General features: G+C 59.5%; 18 protein-coding genes. 4 read left to right on the top strand and 14 right to left on the bottom strand.

What is annotated here, in order from left to right; translation table 11 throughout:
* The first annotated feature begins 274 nt into the window (after nt 1–274).
* Nucleotides 275–556 carry a DNA -binding domain-containing protein gene (locus AC0L3O_RS26680; protein ID WP_473617049.1) on the top strand — a complete coding sequence of 94 codons (282 nt, stop codon included), beginning with the start codon at nt 275–277 and terminating at the stop codon, nt 554–556.
* An 18-nt stretch (nt 557–574) separates the two neighbouring features.
* Here the strand turns inward: AC0L3O_RS26680 and AC0L3O_RS26685 are convergent, their stop codons facing one another.
* From AC0L3O_RS26685 to AC0L3O_RS26745, 13 genes are all read right to left on the bottom strand, one after another.
* A complete protein-coding gene (locus AC0L3O_RS26685; RefSeq protein WP_473617051.1) occupies nt 575–2749 on the bottom strand; it encodes a type IV secretory system conjugative DNA transfer family protein in 2175 nt (724 codons plus the stop codon).
* A gap of 35 nt (nt 2750–2784) precedes the next feature.
* Entirely contained in the window at nt 2785–3834 is a 1050-nt protein-coding gene (gene virB11 / locus AC0L3O_RS26690; protein ID WP_473617052.1) for a P-type DNA transfer ATPase VirB11, read from the bottom strand.
* Nucleotides 3831–5276 carry a type IV secretion system protein VirB10 gene (virB10, locus tag AC0L3O_RS26695; RefSeq protein ID WP_473617053.1) on the bottom strand — a complete coding sequence of 482 codons (1446 nt, stop codon included), beginning with the start codon at nt 5274–5276 and terminating at the stop codon, nt 3831–3833. Before virB10 ends, virB11 begins: the two co-directional genes overlap by 4 nt.
* Nucleotides 5276–6085: a TrbG/VirB9 family P-type conjugative transfer protein gene (locus AC0L3O_RS26700; protein WP_473617054.1), complete on the bottom strand. Its 810-nt coding sequence runs from the start codon at nt 6083–6085 to the stop codon at nt 5276–5278. The genes virB10 and AC0L3O_RS26700 overlap by 1 nt, the downstream gene beginning before the upstream one ends.
* Entirely contained in the window at nt 6082–6771 is a 690-nt protein-coding gene (locus AC0L3O_RS26705) for a VirB8 family type IV secretion system protein (protein ID WP_473617056.1), read from the bottom strand. The genes AC0L3O_RS26700 and AC0L3O_RS26705 overlap by 4 nt, the downstream gene beginning before the upstream one ends.
* 123 nt (nt 6772–6894) lie before the next feature.
* Entirely contained in the window at nt 6895–7932 is a 1038-nt protein-coding gene (locus AC0L3O_RS26710) for a TrbL/VirB6 family protein (protein ID WP_473617057.1), read from the bottom strand.
* Nucleotides 7933–7935: 3 nt separating this feature from the next.
* Nucleotides 7936–8109, bottom strand: coding sequence for a hypothetical protein (locus tag AC0L3O_RS26715; protein ID WP_473617059.1), 174 nt, complete (start codon nt 8107–8109; stop codon nt 7936–7938).
* Between the two features lie 84 nt (nt 8110–8193).
* A complete protein-coding gene (locus AC0L3O_RS26720) occupies nt 8194–8862 on the bottom strand; it encodes a type IV secretion system protein (protein WP_473617060.1) in 669 nt (222 codons plus the stop codon).
* A gap of 87 nt (nt 8863–8949) precedes the next feature.
* Nucleotides 8950–10125, bottom strand: coding sequence for a transglycosylase SLT domain-containing protein (locus AC0L3O_RS26725; protein WP_473617061.1), 1176 nt, complete (start codon nt 10123–10125; stop codon nt 8950–8952).
* Nucleotides 10109–12544, bottom strand: a complete 2436-nt coding sequence (locus AC0L3O_RS26730) for a VirB4 family type IV secretion/conjugal transfer ATPase (RefSeq protein ID WP_473617063.1) — start codon at nt 12542–12544, stop codon at nt 10109–10111. The genes AC0L3O_RS26725 and AC0L3O_RS26730 overlap by 17 nt, the downstream gene beginning before the upstream one ends.
* Complete coding sequence (locus AC0L3O_RS26735) at nt 12517–12819, bottom strand: VirB3 family type IV secretion system protein (RefSeq protein ID WP_029350972.1); 303 nt, start codon at nt 12817–12819, stop codon at nt 12517–12519. The genes AC0L3O_RS26730 and AC0L3O_RS26735 overlap by 28 nt, the downstream gene beginning before the upstream one ends.
* Before the next feature lie 3 nt (nt 12820–12822).
* A complete protein-coding gene (locus tag AC0L3O_RS26740; RefSeq protein ID WP_473617064.1) occupies nt 12823–13131 on the bottom strand; it encodes a TrbC/VirB2 family type IV secretion system protein in 309 nt (102 codons plus the stop codon).
* Nucleotides 13112–13696: a lytic transglycosylase domain-containing protein gene (locus AC0L3O_RS26745; protein ID WP_473617065.1), complete on the bottom strand. Its 585-nt coding sequence runs from the start codon at nt 13694–13696 to the stop codon at nt 13112–13114. The genes AC0L3O_RS26740 and AC0L3O_RS26745 overlap by 20 nt, the downstream gene beginning before the upstream one ends.
* 360 nt (nt 13697–14056) lie before the next feature.
* Here AC0L3O_RS26745 and AC0L3O_RS26750 point away from each other — a divergent pair, with 360 nt between their 5' ends.
* From AC0L3O_RS26750 to AC0L3O_RS26760, 3 genes are read left to right on the top strand one after another with little or no spacing between them, the layout of a single operon-like run.
* Nucleotides 14057–14674 (top strand): hypothetical protein, encoded by a 618-nt coding sequence (locus AC0L3O_RS26750; protein ID WP_473617067.1) that lies wholly within the window; start codon nt 14057–14059, stop codon nt 14672–14674.
* Nucleotides 14655–15215, top strand: coding sequence for a thermonuclease family protein (locus tag AC0L3O_RS26755; RefSeq protein WP_473617068.1), 561 nt, complete (start codon nt 14655–14657; stop codon nt 15213–15215). Before AC0L3O_RS26750 ends, AC0L3O_RS26755 begins: the two co-directional genes overlap by 20 nt.
* On the top strand, nt 15212–15424 hold the full coding sequence (locus AC0L3O_RS26760; protein ID WP_473617069.1) for a hypothetical protein: 213 nt from the start codon (nt 15212–15214) through the stop codon (nt 15422–15424). The genes AC0L3O_RS26755 and AC0L3O_RS26760 overlap by 4 nt, the downstream gene beginning before the upstream one ends.
* A gap of 321 nt (nt 15425–15745) precedes the next feature.
* Here AC0L3O_RS26760 and AC0L3O_RS26765 read toward each other — a convergent pair whose 3' ends face one another.
* A complete protein-coding gene (locus tag AC0L3O_RS26765; protein WP_473617071.1) occupies nt 15746–16081 on the bottom strand; it encodes a hypothetical protein in 336 nt (111 codons plus the stop codon).
* Nucleotides 16082–17491: the final 1410 nt, after the last annotated feature.

Genomic DNA, 17491 nt, shown 5'->3' on the forward strand with positions numbered 1-17491 from the left:
CGCAATCGCAGATCAAGACGTTCGACACCAGTGCCTAGCGTCCGGTCCTGGCGCTCCTTGCTCGTTCAGATAGACGGGACGAACCGTACCTCCAACCCCTTCTGCGACCTTCCCGCCCGATGAATCGCTTGGGTCGCCAGGTCTCATTTCGCGCTACGCTCCACTTGTGAATTTGACAACCGTACCGATGATGTACCAAGGCGAATGCGCCATAGGCAGGTGCGCGATCGCCGGCATAGCGGAGCAGTCTCGACGACGATAAGGAGCAGTCGCTATGCCGAAAAAACAGCCTCTTGATCCTGATGTTGCGGACGAGGCACCCAAATCCCCGATTCTCACGGGCTATGACGAAGAACACTTTGTGACCTATCTGCGTTTGCTTGACGCAGCGGCGGAGGATGCCGATTGGCGCGAAGTGGCGCGTGTCGTACTGCATATAGATCCTGACCGCGAACCGGACCGGGCACACAGAGCTTGGGAAACCCACCTGGAGCGGGCGCGCTGGATGACAACGACCGGATATCGGTATCTTTTTCAAGGCGGCGCGCCGCACTGACTTGCAGGGGCCCCTCGACTAATCAACGCCCTGCAAGGCCGTCTCGAGATCGCGCAAGCCGACGTCGGCTTCCGATTTATTCGCCGCCTTCGCGGCGACCTTCGCGACCCGGCTGATCGCTTCGGCAATCTTCGCCTGGGCTTCTGTCGATACGGCGTCGTTGCGACCGGCGGCGCGCGTGATCGCAGCCAGGTCGGGCTTGTTCCGGGGCAGGGGTGGCCGACTGGTTGATGGATTAGGGTTAGCTGCAATGTAGTTCGTCACGGTGACCGGGCGCGTCGGCGGGGGAGGGCGCTTGCCAGCCTTGGCTGCGAAAACAGCACCGCGCGGCCGCGTTAATGCCGGCGCCGTTTCGTTCGCGCGCGCAAACCGCGGCGGAACCAACATATCGCCAAAACCAGCGCTTGGTTGTGGTGCTGCTTTCCGGCCGGCATCCGGCTCCGTGTCCACCTTGGCGGCCGCCGCCTTGAAGGCCGGAATCGGCATCCAGGCACGTTTCGACAGCTCAGCGTCGGCAAAATAAAAATTGCGCGTGCCGAAAATCGCATGCGAGCCGCGAGGAAGGATGATGCATTTGTTGCGGCTCATGGTGCGGATCTCGTCGGGGCGCATCAAGGGCCGACGGACCTCCTTAACATGTACGGTGCGCGCGTGATGCATGTCGAACATCGTCGCTTGGGTCTTGCTGACATCCTTCTGGACTTCGGTGCGCTCGCCCAGCGTGTCGGAAATGTATTTCAGGTCTTCGGCGTCTTGCGCGCCGAAAAACACCTGGACCCGCGCGGAGTTGACCAGCGTCTTTCGGCCTTCCTCGCGATAGATGGTGTCCACCGACTTGAGCGACTGGACAAAGAACCAGATCGGCACGCCATAGCCGCCGAGGATGGTGGCCGCCTCCATGACGTTTTCGAGCTTCCCGAGGTTCTGAAACTCGTCGAGCAGAATGAGTACGCGATGCTCACCCTGCCCAGGCACTTCTTTCGCCATATAGTTCATCAGCTGCGAAATCAGGACGTTGAACAGTGGCCCGATCGAGCGGATCTGCTCGATGCGGAAGTCGAGATAGAGCGAGACCTTGTCCCGCTTGAGATTGCGGATGTCGAACGTGCTCTTGTCGGTTGCACGCAAAAGCCGCTCGTTCATGAATGGGTTTAGTCCGGTTCTCACGCTGCCAAACAGGCCGGAAAACTGTTTGTCCGACATGTCGGCGTAGCTGGCGAGCATCTGCAGAGTGTAGTCGGAAATTTCCCTCGCTTCCTCGTCGCGGAGTGCCTGAATCCATTCCAGGAACGGCCGGTCGGCGCCATTCATGATGCGAAGCGCCTGGCGCAGCGTTCGCTGGCTGTCCTCGAGGCGGGGCGTCTCCATGACGTAGGAGATCACCCCGGCAAAGAGCATGCGACCGTCGTCGACCCAATAGGTTTCGCCTGTAGTAGGGCGCGGAAAGAGCGCGGCGGCAATGTTGCGGATGTCGATGTCGCGCTGGTCGGTGTCGAGGCTAATGAAATCGAGCGGATTATAACATTCCGTCTCACCTTTTTCGTCGGCAGGCGAAAACCGAATGACTTTGGAAAAGGTCGAACGATAGCCCGCTGTCGCCTGATAGGTCTCGCCCCGCATGTCCAGCACGACAAGCGAATCCGGCCAGAGCAGGGCATTCGGGATGATCAGCGCGGCACCCTTGCCCGATCGCGGCGGCCCGACGACGAAGCCGCCCACGTCGTCGCCGTCGATCCATAGTTTTTTTCCGCCGACGAGCTTCGGCTTGGTGAGGCGCCTCTTGTTGGAACCGCGCTGGGTGAACGCACCGATGACATTCACGAGACTGCCGCCTGCGCGGCCAATGAAGACGCCGCCGCGTTTCGTCAAGCCGGTCCGGTTGACGTCCGCCAAGCTAAGAAATTTGGCATCGTTCGACGCCTTGCGCGTCATCAGCACAGTCATGACAGCCAGCACCATCACGCCAATCAGCGCCAGGCCGGCCGCATAAAGCGCCTGCTGATAGCGGCCGAGAATGGCGATATCGGCGTGGGCGCGGCGCAGCGTGGCAAAAGGATCCCGGTCGAGATCCTGGATCAGGGCCAAAGAGCCCGTCTCGTACCAATGAACGCCGGCATAGGCGATGGCGAAAAAAACAACGCCCACGGCCACGACCATGAGCGTCACGAACAATCCCTTGATGATCTCGCCCATCACACCCTCATTCGCATACGTCGGCTTCTCAGAAATCAGCCGAGGCGTTCGGCCTTTGTGAATTTGATCTCGCTCACGACGCGCCGGCCGGCATCCCGGCGCGAGAGCTGGACCACGATCGGGATCACCTCTTTCAGGTAATCCATGATCTCATCGCGCGAGAGTTTCACGCCGCCCTGCATGACCATCAGCGCCAGACGCTCGTAGGCGGCGCGTGCCGAATTGGCGTGCACCGTGGTCAACGATCCGGGGTGCCCGGTGTTGATCGCCTGCAGAAAAGAAAAAGCTTCCGCGCCGCGCAATTCGCCGAGCAGCAGCCGGTCCGGCCGCATGCGTAACGATGCCTCGAGGAGACTTTGCGCATCGACCTTCGCCAGGCCCTGGTCGCCTTTGGAAGAGAGCAGGGCAACCGTATTCGGCGTGGCGGGCTTCAGCTCGCGTGTGTCCTCGATGGTGATGATCCGTTCGCTCGGCGGAATGAGCTTTAGCAAGGCGTTCAGGAAGGTCGTCTTGCCGGTCGAGGTGCCGCCCGAAACAACGATCGATACGCGATTTTTGACCGCATGCTCCAGAAATTTTATCGGCTCGGAGCCGCCGGTCAGCTCAACCAGTTCCGTTTCTTCTTCAGACAATCCGAGCTCATTGCCCATCCGCGTTTCTTCGAAGGCGCCGCGTTTGGCATAGTCGTCGACGGTCATATCCATGATGACTTGCTTGCGGATCGAAATCGCGCCGCCGTCCGGTGCCGCCGGCGGCAGCACGAATTGAATGCGCTCGCCGCTGGGGAGCGCCGCCGACAGGATAGGCTTTTCCTCATTCACCTGTTGATTGGTTGAACTGGCGACAAGTGTTGCGAGGTTGCGAATCCATTTCTCGGTCAGCCTGGCGTTAGAAATCCATTCCATTTCCTTGGCGCCAAGCCGCTCGACAAAGATTTCGCCTGGCCTGTTGACGGAAAGCTCAGAAACATCGTCCTGCCGTAGCAGTTCGTGAAGCGGTTCCAGCTCTATTTCCAGAATCGGGAACTTGGCAAATGGGCTCGACGAGGAGACCGGCGCCGCAGCCGGGTGTTTGATCATGTTCATTTGGTCACCGGGGGTGCTGCCGGAAACCAGTTGTCCTTCGGCGTCATGTAGAGGGGAACAGGGTCGATCGCGACACGCGGCTTGCCGCCGCGTTTCAGTCTCGCCAGCTCTTCTTGGACCGGGTCGGCGTAGAGCTCCGAAAAATCGAGATCGCGCCGCACAAAAACGATCACCGACGTCCCTTGGTCGACATAGATCGTCGGCGGGATGTTGCGCGAATCCTCGAAAGCCTCCTTGGCAAGTTCGGTCATCGTGCTTGCGGAGCGTTCGATAGCGATCTGACGAGCTTCCTCTTCCGTCCTCTCCGGATCGATCGTGATCGTTGTCACTTCGCCAGTGATAGGATCAACACGGGTAATGGTCTCCTGGCGCCGGCCGCCGCTCGGGTCGGCGAGCCCCGAAAGGTATTCCGCCGCACCGCCAACGATCGACAGCACAATCGCCGAGCCGAAGCGCTCCAGCCAGTGCCGATCGACCCGACCGGCCAGGCCGCCACGGCCAAGGCTGTCAGCGCCAGGCGAGGCGATGTTGACCGACACGCCGTCGGATCGGGTCATTCGGTTCCAGACGATAAAGACGCGCGTTTGGCCGCGAGCAATGCCGGACTTGTATTCGCCGGTCAGCCGAGATCCCTTCGGGATCAACACGCGGCGGCCGTCAAGGGAATACACATCCTCGCGAACAACCGCACGGACCATGCCGGGCAGGTCCGTGTTGATGGCCGTTTCAAGAAACCCGCGGATCATGGTGCCCTCTGCAATGAGGGCATCCGTGCGGTAATTCTTCGTCGCCGTCGCCTGAGCGTTCCGACTACCTTCGGCCTGGGCGAGGAAAGCCTTGTTGGGGTCCAGGTCTGCCCCAGGGACAGGACTGAGCTGTCCGTCGCCGGCGATGGCCGCGGCCGCGTCGCCTGTCGGGGCGTCCTGTTCCCCGTCGGTTACGATCTGGTTCGAACGCAGCCGCTCCCACAGCTCCTTTTCTTCCTGCTCCTTGCGCTTGCGTTCTTCCTCCGCCAATCGCGCTTCCTCCTGCCGCCGACGGGCCTCTTCCTCGGCACGTCGGCGTGCCTCGGCCTCGCGCATTTGCTGTTCGAGCAAGCGGCGCTGCTCCTCGAGATCGACGCCAGGCGCGACCGTCTGGTCGACATCGGTCGACTGTTGCGGCGGCGGAGTCGGAGGAGGCGGAATGACAATCTGGTCTTGCGGGGGCAATGCCGTCGCCGGCGTCGCCGGCTCGCGCGGCTGAAAAGTCGAGGTCTCGAAAGCCTCGTCCTCGTTCGATGTCGCGTTCCGGTCGGACGGCCCGCTCGGCCAATTGATATACAACAGGCCACCGGCCAGAAGCAGCCCGATTCCGGCTATGCCGAGTTTCGTGCCCAAACCTGCATTTCGCCGGGCAACCGGGCTACCGCCGTCGAGCTCATGATAGTCTATGTTCGACATCAGCGGTTCCTCTGTTCGAACTGCCCACGCTCGCTCTTCTTGTCGAGTTTTGCCGGGCCATAAATGTCTCCAATCGGGTCCGGCATGCGCTGCGATGGGGATTGACGGTTGTACAGGCACAACGTCTTGTCGCCGGCCCGCAGGGTGAATTGCCCCGCAACCTTGTCGACGATCATGTATTCGCCTTCGGTGCGCAGGTTCACCAGAGATTCACGGCCTTTGGCTTCGACAACAAAGATCGCCGGCACGTCGCCCGTGAATTGCAGGAACATTTTCGTTCCGTCATCGAACACGACGCGCGGTTTGAGCGAGTCATCGCCGCGATAGGCATAGTCGTAGTTCAGCATCGACGGGTCGATGTTCTTCAGCGATGGATTGCGGGCGCCTTCTTCGGCTTGGGCGAGGAGCCGCGCGTTTACGTCCTCGTCAGGATATTTGAAGCGAACGTGAAACGACGCCCGCAGAGACGGTTCGCGAGAGCCGACCAGGAGCAGGGAATAGACCCGCTTGTTGGTGACGATGTTGACGTTGGTCTCGGCCTTTTCGACCAGCGGCTTGACGAAAAGGATGCCCGATCCCTTTTTCGGCACGATCGACCATCCGATCGTGTCGCCGGCCGATATCGTTTCGATAACTTCCGTCGGGCTCAGCTGTATCATCGTCGAGACGCCGATCGCCGCTTGGACCGTCACGACATTGTCGTTGTTGAAGGTGACGTAGCGAATCCGGCTGTCGCGCGAGAGCGCCGGGACCGACAACGCCAGGCAAAGGGCGGCCGACAGCACCACCGTTTTCAGCCGCCGCCTCATTGTACCGTCCTGTCGGCCGGCGCGGCGTCGGGCAACGATTCCTGGTCACGCCGGTATTCCGTGACCTGGAAGCCTAGTGGATTATCGAACCGATACTCATTTTTGAGCGGCGTGCTGGTGTAGCGGAATTTGATTACCGCCACCCAGTGCTCACGCCGCGTTGTGTTCTGCCGCTTTTCCTCGGTCGAAAGGCGGACCGTGGCTGTCGTGCGATTCAGGAACGAAACCGATTTCACTGTTACGGCGATGGTCGTGTCCATCCCGTAGCGCTTGTCTCTGGAATTCGGATTTGATGGCGTAAATTCCCGCACAAGATCGTCGGCAGCTGCTCCGGTCGAATAGAGCTGGGCCAGATCGAAATTCGATTTGATCATGCGCGGGTCATAGGTCTCGCGCGCCCTGATGTAGCGCACGATGTTCGCCGCCGTGACCGCTTCATCCTGGGACAGGTCCCCCGGTTTCAGGGCTCGTGCAATCTCGAGGTGGCCCGTCGTTTTGTCGACGGCGACCATATAGGGTTCGTACTGCTTGAGCGGAAAAAGCAGGACGAGCGCCACCAGTGAGAGAAGCGCTATGACGCCGAAGACCCCCGTCAGCAGCCAAGCGAATGTTCGCGACCGCCGTAAACGGCGATGGGTGTCGTCTTCCCACGATTTGCCTTGCTGGTAGTAGCGCTGGTCGACCAAGCCAGTTTCAGTCGGTGCGTTTGACACTTTAATTTAGCCTTGCTTTCAAGCTCGCTTCTCGCCGTCATCAGATCGCAAGCGATTGATGACGAATTCGGCGCTTTCTGCCGTCTCCCGTGGACCCTATAGCGAGGACGCGTTTTTGGCCGTCTCGCGTTGAATGCTTGCCTTCCCCACATCAGCCGCAAATCGGGGACGTCCCTCGGCTGATCTCCTAAGAAGCGAACTGCCAGCCCGCGTCGTGGTCCGCGTAACTGCGTTGTCCACTGTTCCCCTTGCCGCCCGCCGAATGCCGTGAATGGCTCCGGCGGTGCCTATCGGTCCGCTCCCGGTCAAAATGCCGGCGATGATGGGTATTTGTAACAGAACATAGAACCCGACCAACGTAACCAGCAGGAGTGGCATCACGTGAGAAAGCTTGCCGGTTATGTCGGTCCCGGCGCCGCCCTCCATCGCGGAAACCGAGAGCTGAACCATGTAGTAGTAGAAACCCAGGAAGCCGTAGATCAGCAACTGCTGCACCACCAAATTTGCAGTGACGGAGAAAAAGCCTTCGGTGAATTTGAAGGAATAATTGAAGAGGGCCATGATGATCCACACCGGCCCAAGAGCCAGGATGATGAAAAGAAGGACTTTTGCAGCGATAATCGCCGCTACGGCGACGCCGATGAACAGCAGCGTAAAAATGATGATGATGATCGCCAGAAGGGCGCCGAAGAAGTCGGTCAACACTGACGTGTAGAGTTCGGGCACCACCCGCAACGTCGCTTCGTAGAGGGCGTCGAACATTGCCGGGACAGCATCGACCGACGAGACCTGAGTGCCGCTCGTCGACGAAATCGTTTGGACGATGCGGTTGGCCAGAACTTCCGGGATCGACTGGACGAGCGTATAGATCGTCTCGGAGAACGGAGCCCAGTTCGTGACCATCCAGTAGATGAACATCGCGCGGCCGAGACGCCACGCGGCCTCCAGCGGCGAGGCCGTCGAGCGGCCGAAAATCTGCATGTAACCCCAAATGACCACATAGAGGACCAGCATCGCGAAGAACAGGTTTTCGCTATAAAGGCCGATGCGCTTGTACAGGACCTCTACAAAGCGAGCCCCGGCCTGATCCACGCCGTTCAGAAGATCGCTGATAATGGTCGAAACAGGGTTCATCTCTTATTCCGACATCACTTCGTCGAAAGCCGAGTTTACCGGCTTCAGCTCGCCGCACTCATCGTTGGCCGCATACGAGGAAATCGGCCCGCAGGGCGCCTTAAGCTCGCGGCCTGGCCTTGCGCAGCCGGTCGCCAGCGCGGCCATCATCAGCACCAGGAACACACGAGAATTCATGCACTTTCTCCGCCGTCAGAGTCACGATCGCCGGCACCGTTCCCCGGATCGATGCCGGCGACCACACCCCCGCAAGGCATTCGCCTACTGCGAATCATCGGCATTCTTGAAAGGGTTCACGTCTTTGAATTGCAGCATCTTTTGAACCTGAGATTGTTGCGTCAGCCGGAACTTCAGGTCTTCGTTAAGGGCCGACACCGCGCCGTTCTGGACGCCGATCAGCTCGTTGACCGAGCGGGCGGTCTCCAGTTGCATGCGCGTGTTCTCGTCGACCGAACCCTTTACGTTCTCCGCCTGACCGATTTGGCCGGTCGCCGACTGCAATGATTGCTCGCGGGTTGTCACGCCCTGCGAAGCCTGCTGCGTCAAAGCGGCCAGCAGCGCGGAGGTGTTGACGCTGCCGCTGTAAAGGCTGTTCACGGCGCCCGGGTCTTCACCCTCGATGACGGCCTTCAGCTGCTTGACCAACTGCAGGCCGTTGATCACGGCGCCGGCGATCTGCTGTGCTTGTCCACCAAGCCCGCCAAAGGAAAGCGACCCGCCGTTGAGAACCGATCCGAATGATGGCGCGGCGGCGATCGACATTCCACCGCCAAGACCCTGTTGACCGATGCCGAGCGATCCGTTTCGCGTCCCGGAAAGCGCCTGCAGGATCTCCTTCGACTTCTCAAGGATGTCGTCGTTACTCTTCATGATCGAATTGGTGTTTTCGGCGTTTTCTCGCGCAACATCCAGATTGGCGCCGTCGATCACCGCGATTTGCGCATTCCCGAGCGCAGTCGACGCGACCAGGAATAGCGATGCTGCAATAGTCCGTTTCATAACGGGGCTCCTTTCACTCTATTGCGCGTTGCGTTGCATGACTTCCAAAGCACCCGCCGCCGCGTCGGCGTTGGGAACGAGCGTGTTTTCCTCAGCGCCACCTGATCCTGTGGCCCGCTTGGCACAGCCGGGCCACAAATGCTGCGGCACCTCCAGCTTGCCGAGGATGACGGGATCGCAGGAGAACGGGTTTTCCGTGCCCTCACTGGTGCCGAATTTAGAGACCTGGGAGAGCTTGGTGTTGCGCTGCAGAATACGGCCATTCAGCAGCTCGTTCACCGCTGCAGAGCCTTGGATTAGCTGGTTGAGCAGGTCGGCATTCAAACTGCGCGCGGTGGAGTTTTCGTCCCAGGCATCCATGTATTCTTCCTTGGTCCCAACACCCGCCGCCAACGTGTCGATGAGGCTGGAATACTGCGATCGCTGCGCGCCGCTGGTTTCGAGCCCCGCAGCCGTCTTGTTGACGGCATTGACACCGCCCGTCTGTGCGGCACCGGCAGCGCCGGTGCCGCTAACCTCGATGCTGAAGGGCGGCGGGGCGGCAGCCGGCGCTTTACCCGACCCCGCATACTCATTGAAGTAACCATGCCAGCGCCCGACGCCAGCCGACCAATTGGCCTGTTCGGCCGCCGTCGAACCGTTGTAATAGGAGGCGAGGCATGCGTAGTTCGTGCCGCCGCATTTCTTGACCGCTTGACTCAGCAGCTTCACTCCGCCCTCGACATTCTGTTCGTTGATATCGCGATCGAAGCCGAGGCCGCGGCCCGTACTCTTGGTGAGCTGCATCGCGCCTTTCACGCCAGTATGGCTGCCGGCGCACGTGTCGAAGCGCGCTTCCTGGTAGGACACGGACAGCGCCAATCCTTCCGAAATGCCATACTTCTTTGCGAAGTGCCGGATGAGCGACACATTGGCCGCATCGCGCGCGAGCGCCTGTTGTGGCGAGCGCCGAAACATTTCGTTCCGGTATTTGTTCGAATAGGTGCAGACGACGGCCTTGCGCTGTCCAGTTTCAGACTTCTTGTCCTCATTGGAACTGTCGTTCTGGAACTCATCTTTTTTCCGCTCGACGAGGTTGGGATCGTCTTCAACAGCGATTTGTGCCAGACCAATGCTCGGGGCGATGAGCATCGGCGCCGTCACGGCCGTTGCGAACAATACGGCCGTCGGGCCGGCTCTAAGCTGCCTGCTCATCCGCTTCCGTCTCCCATCCACAAAAATAGGGGAGCCACGCGGTCGGCTCTTCGCCATAGCGCTTGCGCAGCTCCTCACACTCACGAACGGTTTTTTCGTTGCCCGACAGGACCCTCACCAGGTCCGGCATCGTCGAAAGGTCGAGTTTGGCGACGATCGAATCCGACGCATGCTTCACAAGAAACGCGCGGCTTTCCTTTGCCGTCTCCCTGACAAACCGAAACTCCTTGGACGTTAAGGTGAACCGTCTGCGGTAGGATTCCTGATCGGCCTTCGGGTTTGGAAAGAAAATATTGGTGGAGGTTTGCTCAATCAGCGTGTTCGAGATTGCCGACCTTGCTACATCGTCCGCGGATTGGGTGCCGAAGCCGACCACGCCGTTGCGCTTGCGGATCGTCTTCAACAGGTCCTTGATGAACTCAACGAAAACGTCGTCATCCAGGAGCTTCCAGCCTTCATCGAGGAATACCAGGAACGGATCGCCGTTTATCTCCTGGTCGATGCGGAAGAACATATAGAGCAGTGCCGCCGTGCGGATTTTCGGCTCGTTCAGGATTTTGGTCATGTCGAAGCCGATCACCGCCGACGAGAAGTCGAGTTGGTCGGTCGCATTGTTGAAGAGCCAACCTCTGCTCTTCGTGTCGAGCCACGGCTCGAGCCGTTGTGTCAGGTCGTTCATCCCCGGTTGCAAACGACCGCGCAGGACCTCCGGCAGCATCGAAAAGACGCGCCGCTCTTTCGGAATCCTGAAAATCTGGTCGACCGCATCGCCGATCACGCGGATCTCGGCGGGCTCCAACGTGCCGTTGTCAGGCTTCAGCAGATATTGGAGCAACGTATCGACGAATGACCGGTTTTCCGGCGTGTCATCCAGCTGCAGGGGCGCGAACCCGGTTTGAACACCGGGCTGCAGAACTTCATAGCGGCCGCCGAGCGCTCGCACGAAGATTTCCGCACCGCGATCCTTGTCAAAATAGACGCAGCGCGGCCGAGGCTCGACCCTCATGCTTTGAGCCAGCAGGAAGGACATCGCCACGGTCTTGCCCCAGCCGGTCGGGCCAAAAACCGTGAAATTTCCCACGTCGTCGACATGGAAATTGAAATAGTAGGCTGTTTGGCTTGTCGTCTCGAGCAGGGCGATGGGACGTTTCCAATGCAGCCGGTCTTTCTGGCCGGACGGGAAATTATGCCCCGAAAACAGTCCCGCGAAATTCATCGACGAGATCAATGCCTTGCGTGCGATGTAGCTAAAATTCCCCGGCAGTTGCGCCCAAAACGCCGGCTCCATGTTCAGACGCTCTCGTACCGGAATGATCGCCAGACGCGACATTTCCGACTGCACGTCGGAAATTGCCTTGTTGAGCTCCGGAACTGACCGAGCGACCACGCAAACGGTCAGATGATGGTCGCCGAACACGACTTCGCCTTGTGCCAGCTTGTCCATGCCGTCGTGAACGGATTGCTCGACTGAGGTGCCCCCTTCATCAGAGCCGACAACCTGTCGACCGATCTTGCGGATTTGGCCCATTGCGGTAACGCGGTCCTCCAGGGCGAAGGACTGTGTAATGATGATCTCATGAGGCAGGCGAAGAAGCCCGTCGAGGCCGCCCGGCGTTGTGTAGGGGGGATACTCCTTCATGGAGATCATCGCGGCCAATTTCGAACTAGAGGGCTCTGCCCCCTTGATCTCGATCGCCTCGCGCCCGAACAGCAGTTGCCGCGTCGGAATTGCCTCAGCCAAACTCATTCGGGGGAGCGGGACTTCCACCTCATCGGCGCCCGCCAAGATCTTCGCTAGAAATTCCCCAGGCTCCGAAAATACGCTGCCGTTGCGCTCGACCACGCCGAGTTTGCGCGCCCCATAGGCGCCGAAATCCTGCACGATGCTGTCGGTCACATCGTGCAGTTCCTTGAGTGCTTCGGCGCGGGTTTCTTCGCCGGCCGATTGCAAACGAAACTGATCAAAAACCTTGTCCACCCAGCCGATCTTGCCGGCCATCGGCCGGCGTATGACCGTCAAGTAAACTTCGTTGACGAACAGGTTCTTGGAGGACAGCGCCTCCATGTAGCGCGCGTCCAGTTCCGCGACGATCGGGTTGTCGAAGCTACCTTCGATCTCCGGCCGAATGTGGCGACGAATGATTGTCGCATAGACGGCAAAGCGCGACGACGAGAGATTGCGGAATGTGGTGTTGCGGTTCAGGACACGAGCGTTGAGCTCTGACTGGTCCATCGTCTGGAACGGCAGACCGCCCATGCGGATGATGCAGGCCAGAAACCCCGCTTTGGTCACCAACGCATTATCATCCACATGACGCAGAAAAGGGACGTGTTCACTCACGCCCTGCTCTTTTTTGCGCTGCTTGCCGTATTTCAGATCAGCGTTGATTCTCACGGAGAATAACTCCTGGCTCCCCAAAACGAGGTGTTTCCCATCGCCCGCTTGGTCAGAAAAAGGCGCTCGAAAATATGAAACATGTGAATGTCGCGTTGACACAGATAGGCCGACACACCGTGGCCGATCACGGCCACGAGGGGCGGAAGCAGAATGTTGCTGGTGGCGATGAAAAACACGACGCCGATCAAACCGTTCAGCCAAAAAATCTCGTAACGCACCCCCAACACCATCAAGGGGCGCGTTAAGGCGAGGCTCACAGGCTCGGCCGTCGGCAGGTCGTCTTCGTTGTCGTTCATGTCTTAGCTCGAGGCGGTCTCACGGATTGCGTCGACCAGTGTCGAGGCGCCAAACACGAAAGCGATGCCGACGACGATCGAGAACGCCAGCGGCCAGGCCAGGCGGCCGGTCATTGCCATAAACCCGAGGAAACAGACCGCGATGATCGCAATAGAGCGCGCTATGTTGCCCTGCAGGACGCCGACCAGCCAATCGAAGACTCCTTCGATTGGCGCCGCGTCCTGAGCGAAGGCGGCGACCGGCTGCAAAATCGTGCCGATTGCAACGGCAGCCGTGAACTGCAGAATGAATTTACTCCACTTCAATAACATGTCCGTCCTTCCACGCATTTTCGAGTTTCCCTTCTCCCTTGACCTCAGACACGTTCGCCGGCTGCGACGAGCCGACCATGGCTGACAGCTTCCAGCGGTTGAGAACCTTGATGATGTAGCCGGCTGTCTCCGGAAGCTCCGGAATGCCCCGGCTCTGACGAACGTTTGCGGGTCCAGCGTTGTATGCGGCGAGCATCAACAGTGGGTCGCCGAACTCACCGTAGAGCTGCTTCAGATATTTGATGCCGCCGCGAACGTTCGCCTCGACATCACACCTGTCACGAACGCCAAGATCGCCCGCCGTTCCCGGCATCAGCTGCATGATCCCCACGGCGCCTGCCGACGATTGCTTGCGCGCCGCACCATGCCGGCTTTCGACCCAAGCCACCGCATCGGCCAGGTCAGCATCGACACCTTCCTCCGCCGCCACCGAGCGCACGAGGTCGCTTACGGCGTTGCTGTCGACTGCCGGACACTCGGTCGCCGCTGGCGACTGCATCTCAGGCGACTGATTCAACGTCACGGTGTAGGCGGCAGGTTTCTCGTTTCGAAACGCCGCTGCCATGCGAGCTGCTACATTTACCGGTTGCAGAGCGTGCCGAGGGACGGCATCCTGCGCATGGCCCTGTGTTGCTAGCGCAACCCCCGCCGCAAGAATTCCGACGAACGAAACTCTAGCCATTGCGTCGCTCCGGTTATTACTTTAACTTACGTCATAACCGCGGCAATCCCGCTCGTCAACAAGCGACTACAACCATGGCGTTCTTTCTCCTCGGTAATTCGCCCCTTTTGCTGCCAACCGTAGCGCGGGCGACCTCAGCGCGTCCAAGCCGCCCGTGTTGCGCCTTCGGCGCTGCCCGCGCCAGCCGCTTGACGCTTTCGGTCAGCCGCGCACAGATGCAGCCATAAAACGGAGAATACCGTCATGAAATTGATCGTTCCCGCCTTGGTTGCCGCCGCTACCTTGATGAGCGCGGCATCCGCCCAGGATGAGCCGTCACCATTCGCTGAACCGAGCGTTCAATATCTCAGCCAGTTCGCCGAACCTCACAAGAAAGTCTTCGTTCTTGAACGCTACGATGCATCCGGCAAGCTCGTAGCTCGCGAGGTCGACGAAATCTCGTCTCCCGTCGAAATCATTGACGCGACGCATCGCAAGATCAACGGCGTCGAATATGTCTTGCGCGGCCTCACGTCGTGCCCGTCCAAGAAGGTCATCTACAATCGGGTGCAGACGTGGGATTGCAAGGACGCCGCGAAAGATGACGCTGGCACGATCTACAACAAGCGCGCCAGCGTAATCCTTTGCAAGACGCTGGTCCTGCAATCGACGCCAGGAACGCCCGATCCTGTGTCCTGCTTCGCCCGCGTTGGCGAAGGATCGAACAGCGATCCGGTCGTCGTCGCCAACGACGACGACTCCATGGTCTTCCAGGGTTTTGCTCAGATCGCCGTAGACAAGGAGGGCAAGCCGCTTCGGCCGGACCTCCTCGAGTCGGCCATCATGGGAAAGGAAATGGGACTTGGCGAGTCGAGCCAGTGACATTCTTTTGACGGCGATGACAATCGCGGCAGCCCTGCTTCCGGCCCAGGGGCAGGAGGTGGTGCCGAGCTTCGCCGTGCCCAAGAACATCACGTTGCAGACCGGCGACACCTGGGAGTTCAACGGCCAGGTCTACCGCCTGTATGGCCTCCAGTCCTGTATACGCGGCAGCATCGCTACCGACGCCGCAGGCAATACGCACGACTGCGGAAGCCTTTCGCTGGCCCAGCTCGGAGGCCTGTTTCAGACGGCGACCGTGACTTGCCAACCGATCGGGCGAGCGCGGGACAACGCGATTTTCGCGGTTTGCGCCGCTGAGATCGACGGCTCGACGATCGACGTTGGCACAGCGATGATTTCTTCGGGCTTCGCCTTTGCGGCAACCTACCCGGATGGAAACGCCGTCAATATTAGTTATGTTGTTGCAGAACTGACGGCGAAAGGCGCCGGCGAGGGCTTGTGGGCCTATAGATTCCCACACCCCGTGCAGGCGCTTTTGCGGACCTCGCAGACCGCGGCTACGAAAGGAGCTGGCCAGTGACCATGCCAGATTCTCACTACAATCGCCCAATGACAATCGTGCAGGCGGAAGGGCTGGAAGCGCAGAAGCAAGCTGAACGCGATCTCGCCGATCTGCACAGCGGTAACGGTTGGGCTGTAGCCGCCATCATTTTCCTTCTGGCGCTCACGTGGCTTTGTAAGCAATTCCCTGTTCTAGGCGATTTACTCCTTAGTCTTTGGTACTCATGAACAGCATCACATCCTGCGCCATCGCTCTCGTAATCGGTATCGCCATAGGAGTTGGCGGAATCTATGCACTAACATCGCCGGCGTCTCGAAACTCCCAATGGGAGATTCCCACTGAGGAAGAAGCTCGCGCGTCGCTTCAAGCTGCCAAGCCCAATGATTGGCCGAATCTGCAACTGTCGTTGGGGCAATGCGACAAAGACACCCTGGGACCCGGTGTGCGATGCGCCGTTGACGTCACTTATGACGGTCTCGGCGGCCAAAGGAAGAGACAATCCATCGTCGGCTTTTCTAAAACCCCGAGCGGCTGGATGGCCTGCTCTATCAATAGCCGTCATGATCTGAAAACGACTGCAAAAGCGTCTCCCAGTCCTTCTCGTCCAGACCGCTCGCACCGTCGCGCAGCCGCGTCCGCACATAGGCCGCCTTGGCGGCTACATCGATCATTGACGTAGCTCTGAAAGCCAACAAAGCGTGTCGCGCTTTCCGCTCCACTCCAACCACTGTTGTGTCGGAAGAACGCGAACGGTCACCACTTCTCTCCTTCACCACTTCCTCCAACGCCCGGCAGGCTCTTCGATGCCTCGCGATCAGCACCAACAATATCCGGCCGACACGCTCAATGCGCTTGCCGTCCGAAACAACCAGCTTGGTATCCATGATCTTCCCTTTTCCGCGTAGCGGTCCTGGTCTGCCGCAAGGCAGGGCTGTCCGCCCTGCCCTCGCAGCGTCGCAAGTCAGACCCGGCAGAAAGGGGGAAAGGCCAAAATCGGAAGGGGGATCACCCACCCGCAGGGACGTCCTGGAGGGCTGCGGGGCAGCCCGGAGGGATGGTGCTGCCCAACGGCCGCAGGCCGGAAGCATGGGGAAGACCGATTTTTGCCTTGTTGGGGAAAGCTGGCTGGAACCATCGTAGCGGCGACCCTTGTCTTTGGGCCAGTCGAGCAGCAGACTGAAGACCGGGCGATAAGAACCGCCAAGGGTCTGGTGGGGAAGCATGCTGGTGCCATTGCGTGGTCGCGCGATGCCAACCCCGCGTTAGGCGAATACGGCGGGCCGACAATATTGTTCGTCAGCGGCGACGTGCCTGATATGGAATGAGCTTCCGTCCCCATCTAAGAGCTACGGCGGCCGTGGCTTTTTCCTCCTCTTTGGCGGCCTCAAGAACGCCCTGCGAACCACTTCGGGCTTCGCCTGATCGATCATCGCATCCATGCAGAGTTGCACCGCGCTGTGCCACTGAGGGCAGCGCTTGGTCCGCTTCAGGAGCTGCTAGGCGGCTCCTGGACGTTGTTGCATCGTATGTGACGCCGGGGCGGCCGGTCTTGACGGCAACCCGGGAACCGGGGATGAGAACCAATGGAGCGACATATCTACATAGGTGACATCTAAACTAAAGGTTCCGTCAGCCACGCCTCGGTTGGATTCCTCGGCCGCATGAACAGCACTTCCCTCTGCTCTCCACACAACTGCAGCGGACAGAAAGTCAAGAAAGCGCTTTGGGGCTGGGCGGCCTTCCCGGCTCGCGGCGCAGTGTTCATCGGAATGTTTCACACAACTGCCGTGGAGCCGCCATGGAGACCTTCCTGTCTGACTGACTGAGCATGAATTCCCAATGGGGTCGTTTTCATACCGAGAATGGCGCGCGATCGAGCCGCTGTTGCCCAACAAGCCGCGAGGGGTGCCGCGCGTAGATGACCGGCGGGTGCCAAGGCGGGCATCTACTGGTAACTATCTGGGTCCTTGGCCTTCCCGGCCTGGCAACTAACCTTACTCAGAACAGCCTTTCGGTAAGCGCCATCAAACACGCGGACAGCCCGCTTGAATTTAGAGGGAGGCGCCAAGTGTTTATCTAGCCCCTCGTACAAAAGGAGGGGGACAGCCATCATGGCTTTTCCGCTTTCGCTTGGTCTCAGCGCCGGGCACCTTTTCAATAGGCCATAGATGTTACCTGAAATTGCTGCAGCCGATGCAATTTGCCATCTGCCATACGTGCCAAGTAATTGATGTTTTGCTCTCCCTGCCCGGCCGAAGCAGTCGATATTGTGAAGCAGATTCCTGCGATGACAA

The organism is Mesorhizobium sp. WSM4810, from assembly GCF_055811235.1.

What these genes read in the sequence shown, in the direction of transcription:
- AC0L3O_RS26685 (WP_473617051.1), bottom strand. Translation starts at nt 2,749, where the DNA reads ATGGGCGAGATCATCAAGGGATTGTTCGTGACGCTCATGGTCGTGGCC.
- AC0L3O_RS26715 (WP_473617059.1), bottom strand. Translation starts at nt 8,109, where the DNA reads ATGAATTCTCGTGTGTTCCTGGTGCTGATGATGGCCGCGCTGGCGACC.
- AC0L3O_RS26725 (WP_473617061.1), bottom strand. Translation starts at nt 10,125, where the DNA reads ATGAGCAGGCAGCTTAGAGCCGGCCCGACGGCCGTATTGTTCGCAACG.
- AC0L3O_RS26745 (WP_473617065.1), bottom strand. Translation starts at nt 13,696, where the DNA reads ATGGCAGCGGCGTTTCGAAACGAGAAACCTGCCGCCTACACCGTGACG.
- AC0L3O_RS26740 (WP_473617064.1), bottom strand. Translation starts at nt 13,131, where the DNA reads ATGTTATTGAAGTGGAGTAAATTCATTCTGCAGTTCACGGCTGCCGTT.
- AC0L3O_RS26700 (WP_473617054.1), bottom strand. Translation starts at nt 6,085, where the DNA reads ATGAGGCGGCGGCTGAAAACGGTGGTGCTGTCGGCCGCCCTTTGCCTG.
- virB11 (WP_473617052.1), bottom strand. Translation starts at nt 3,834, where the DNA reads ATGAACATGATCAAACACCCGGCTGCGGCGCCGGTCTCCTCGTCGAGC.
- AC0L3O_RS26750 (WP_473617067.1), top strand. Translation starts at nt 14,057, where the DNA reads ATGAAATTGATCGTTCCCGCCTTGGTTGCCGCCGCTACCTTGATGAGC.
- virB10 (WP_473617053.1), bottom strand. Translation starts at nt 5,276, where the DNA reads ATGTCGAACATAGACTATCATGAGCTCGACGGCGGTAGCCCGGTTGCC.
- AC0L3O_RS26680 (WP_473617049.1), top strand. Translation starts at nt 275, where the DNA reads ATGCCGAAAAAACAGCCTCTTGATCCTGATGTTGCGGACGAGGCACCC.
- AC0L3O_RS26765 (WP_473617071.1), bottom strand. Translation starts at nt 16,081, where the DNA reads ATGGATACCAAGCTGGTTGTTTCGGACGGCAAGCGCATTGAGCGTGTC.
- AC0L3O_RS26710 (WP_473617057.1), bottom strand. Translation starts at nt 7,932, where the DNA reads ATGAACCCTGTTTCGACCATTATCAGCGATCTTCTGAACGGCGTGGAT.
- AC0L3O_RS26735 (WP_029350972.1), bottom strand. Translation starts at nt 12,819, where the DNA reads ATGAACGACAACGAAGACGACCTGCCGACGGCCGAGCCTGTGAGCCTC.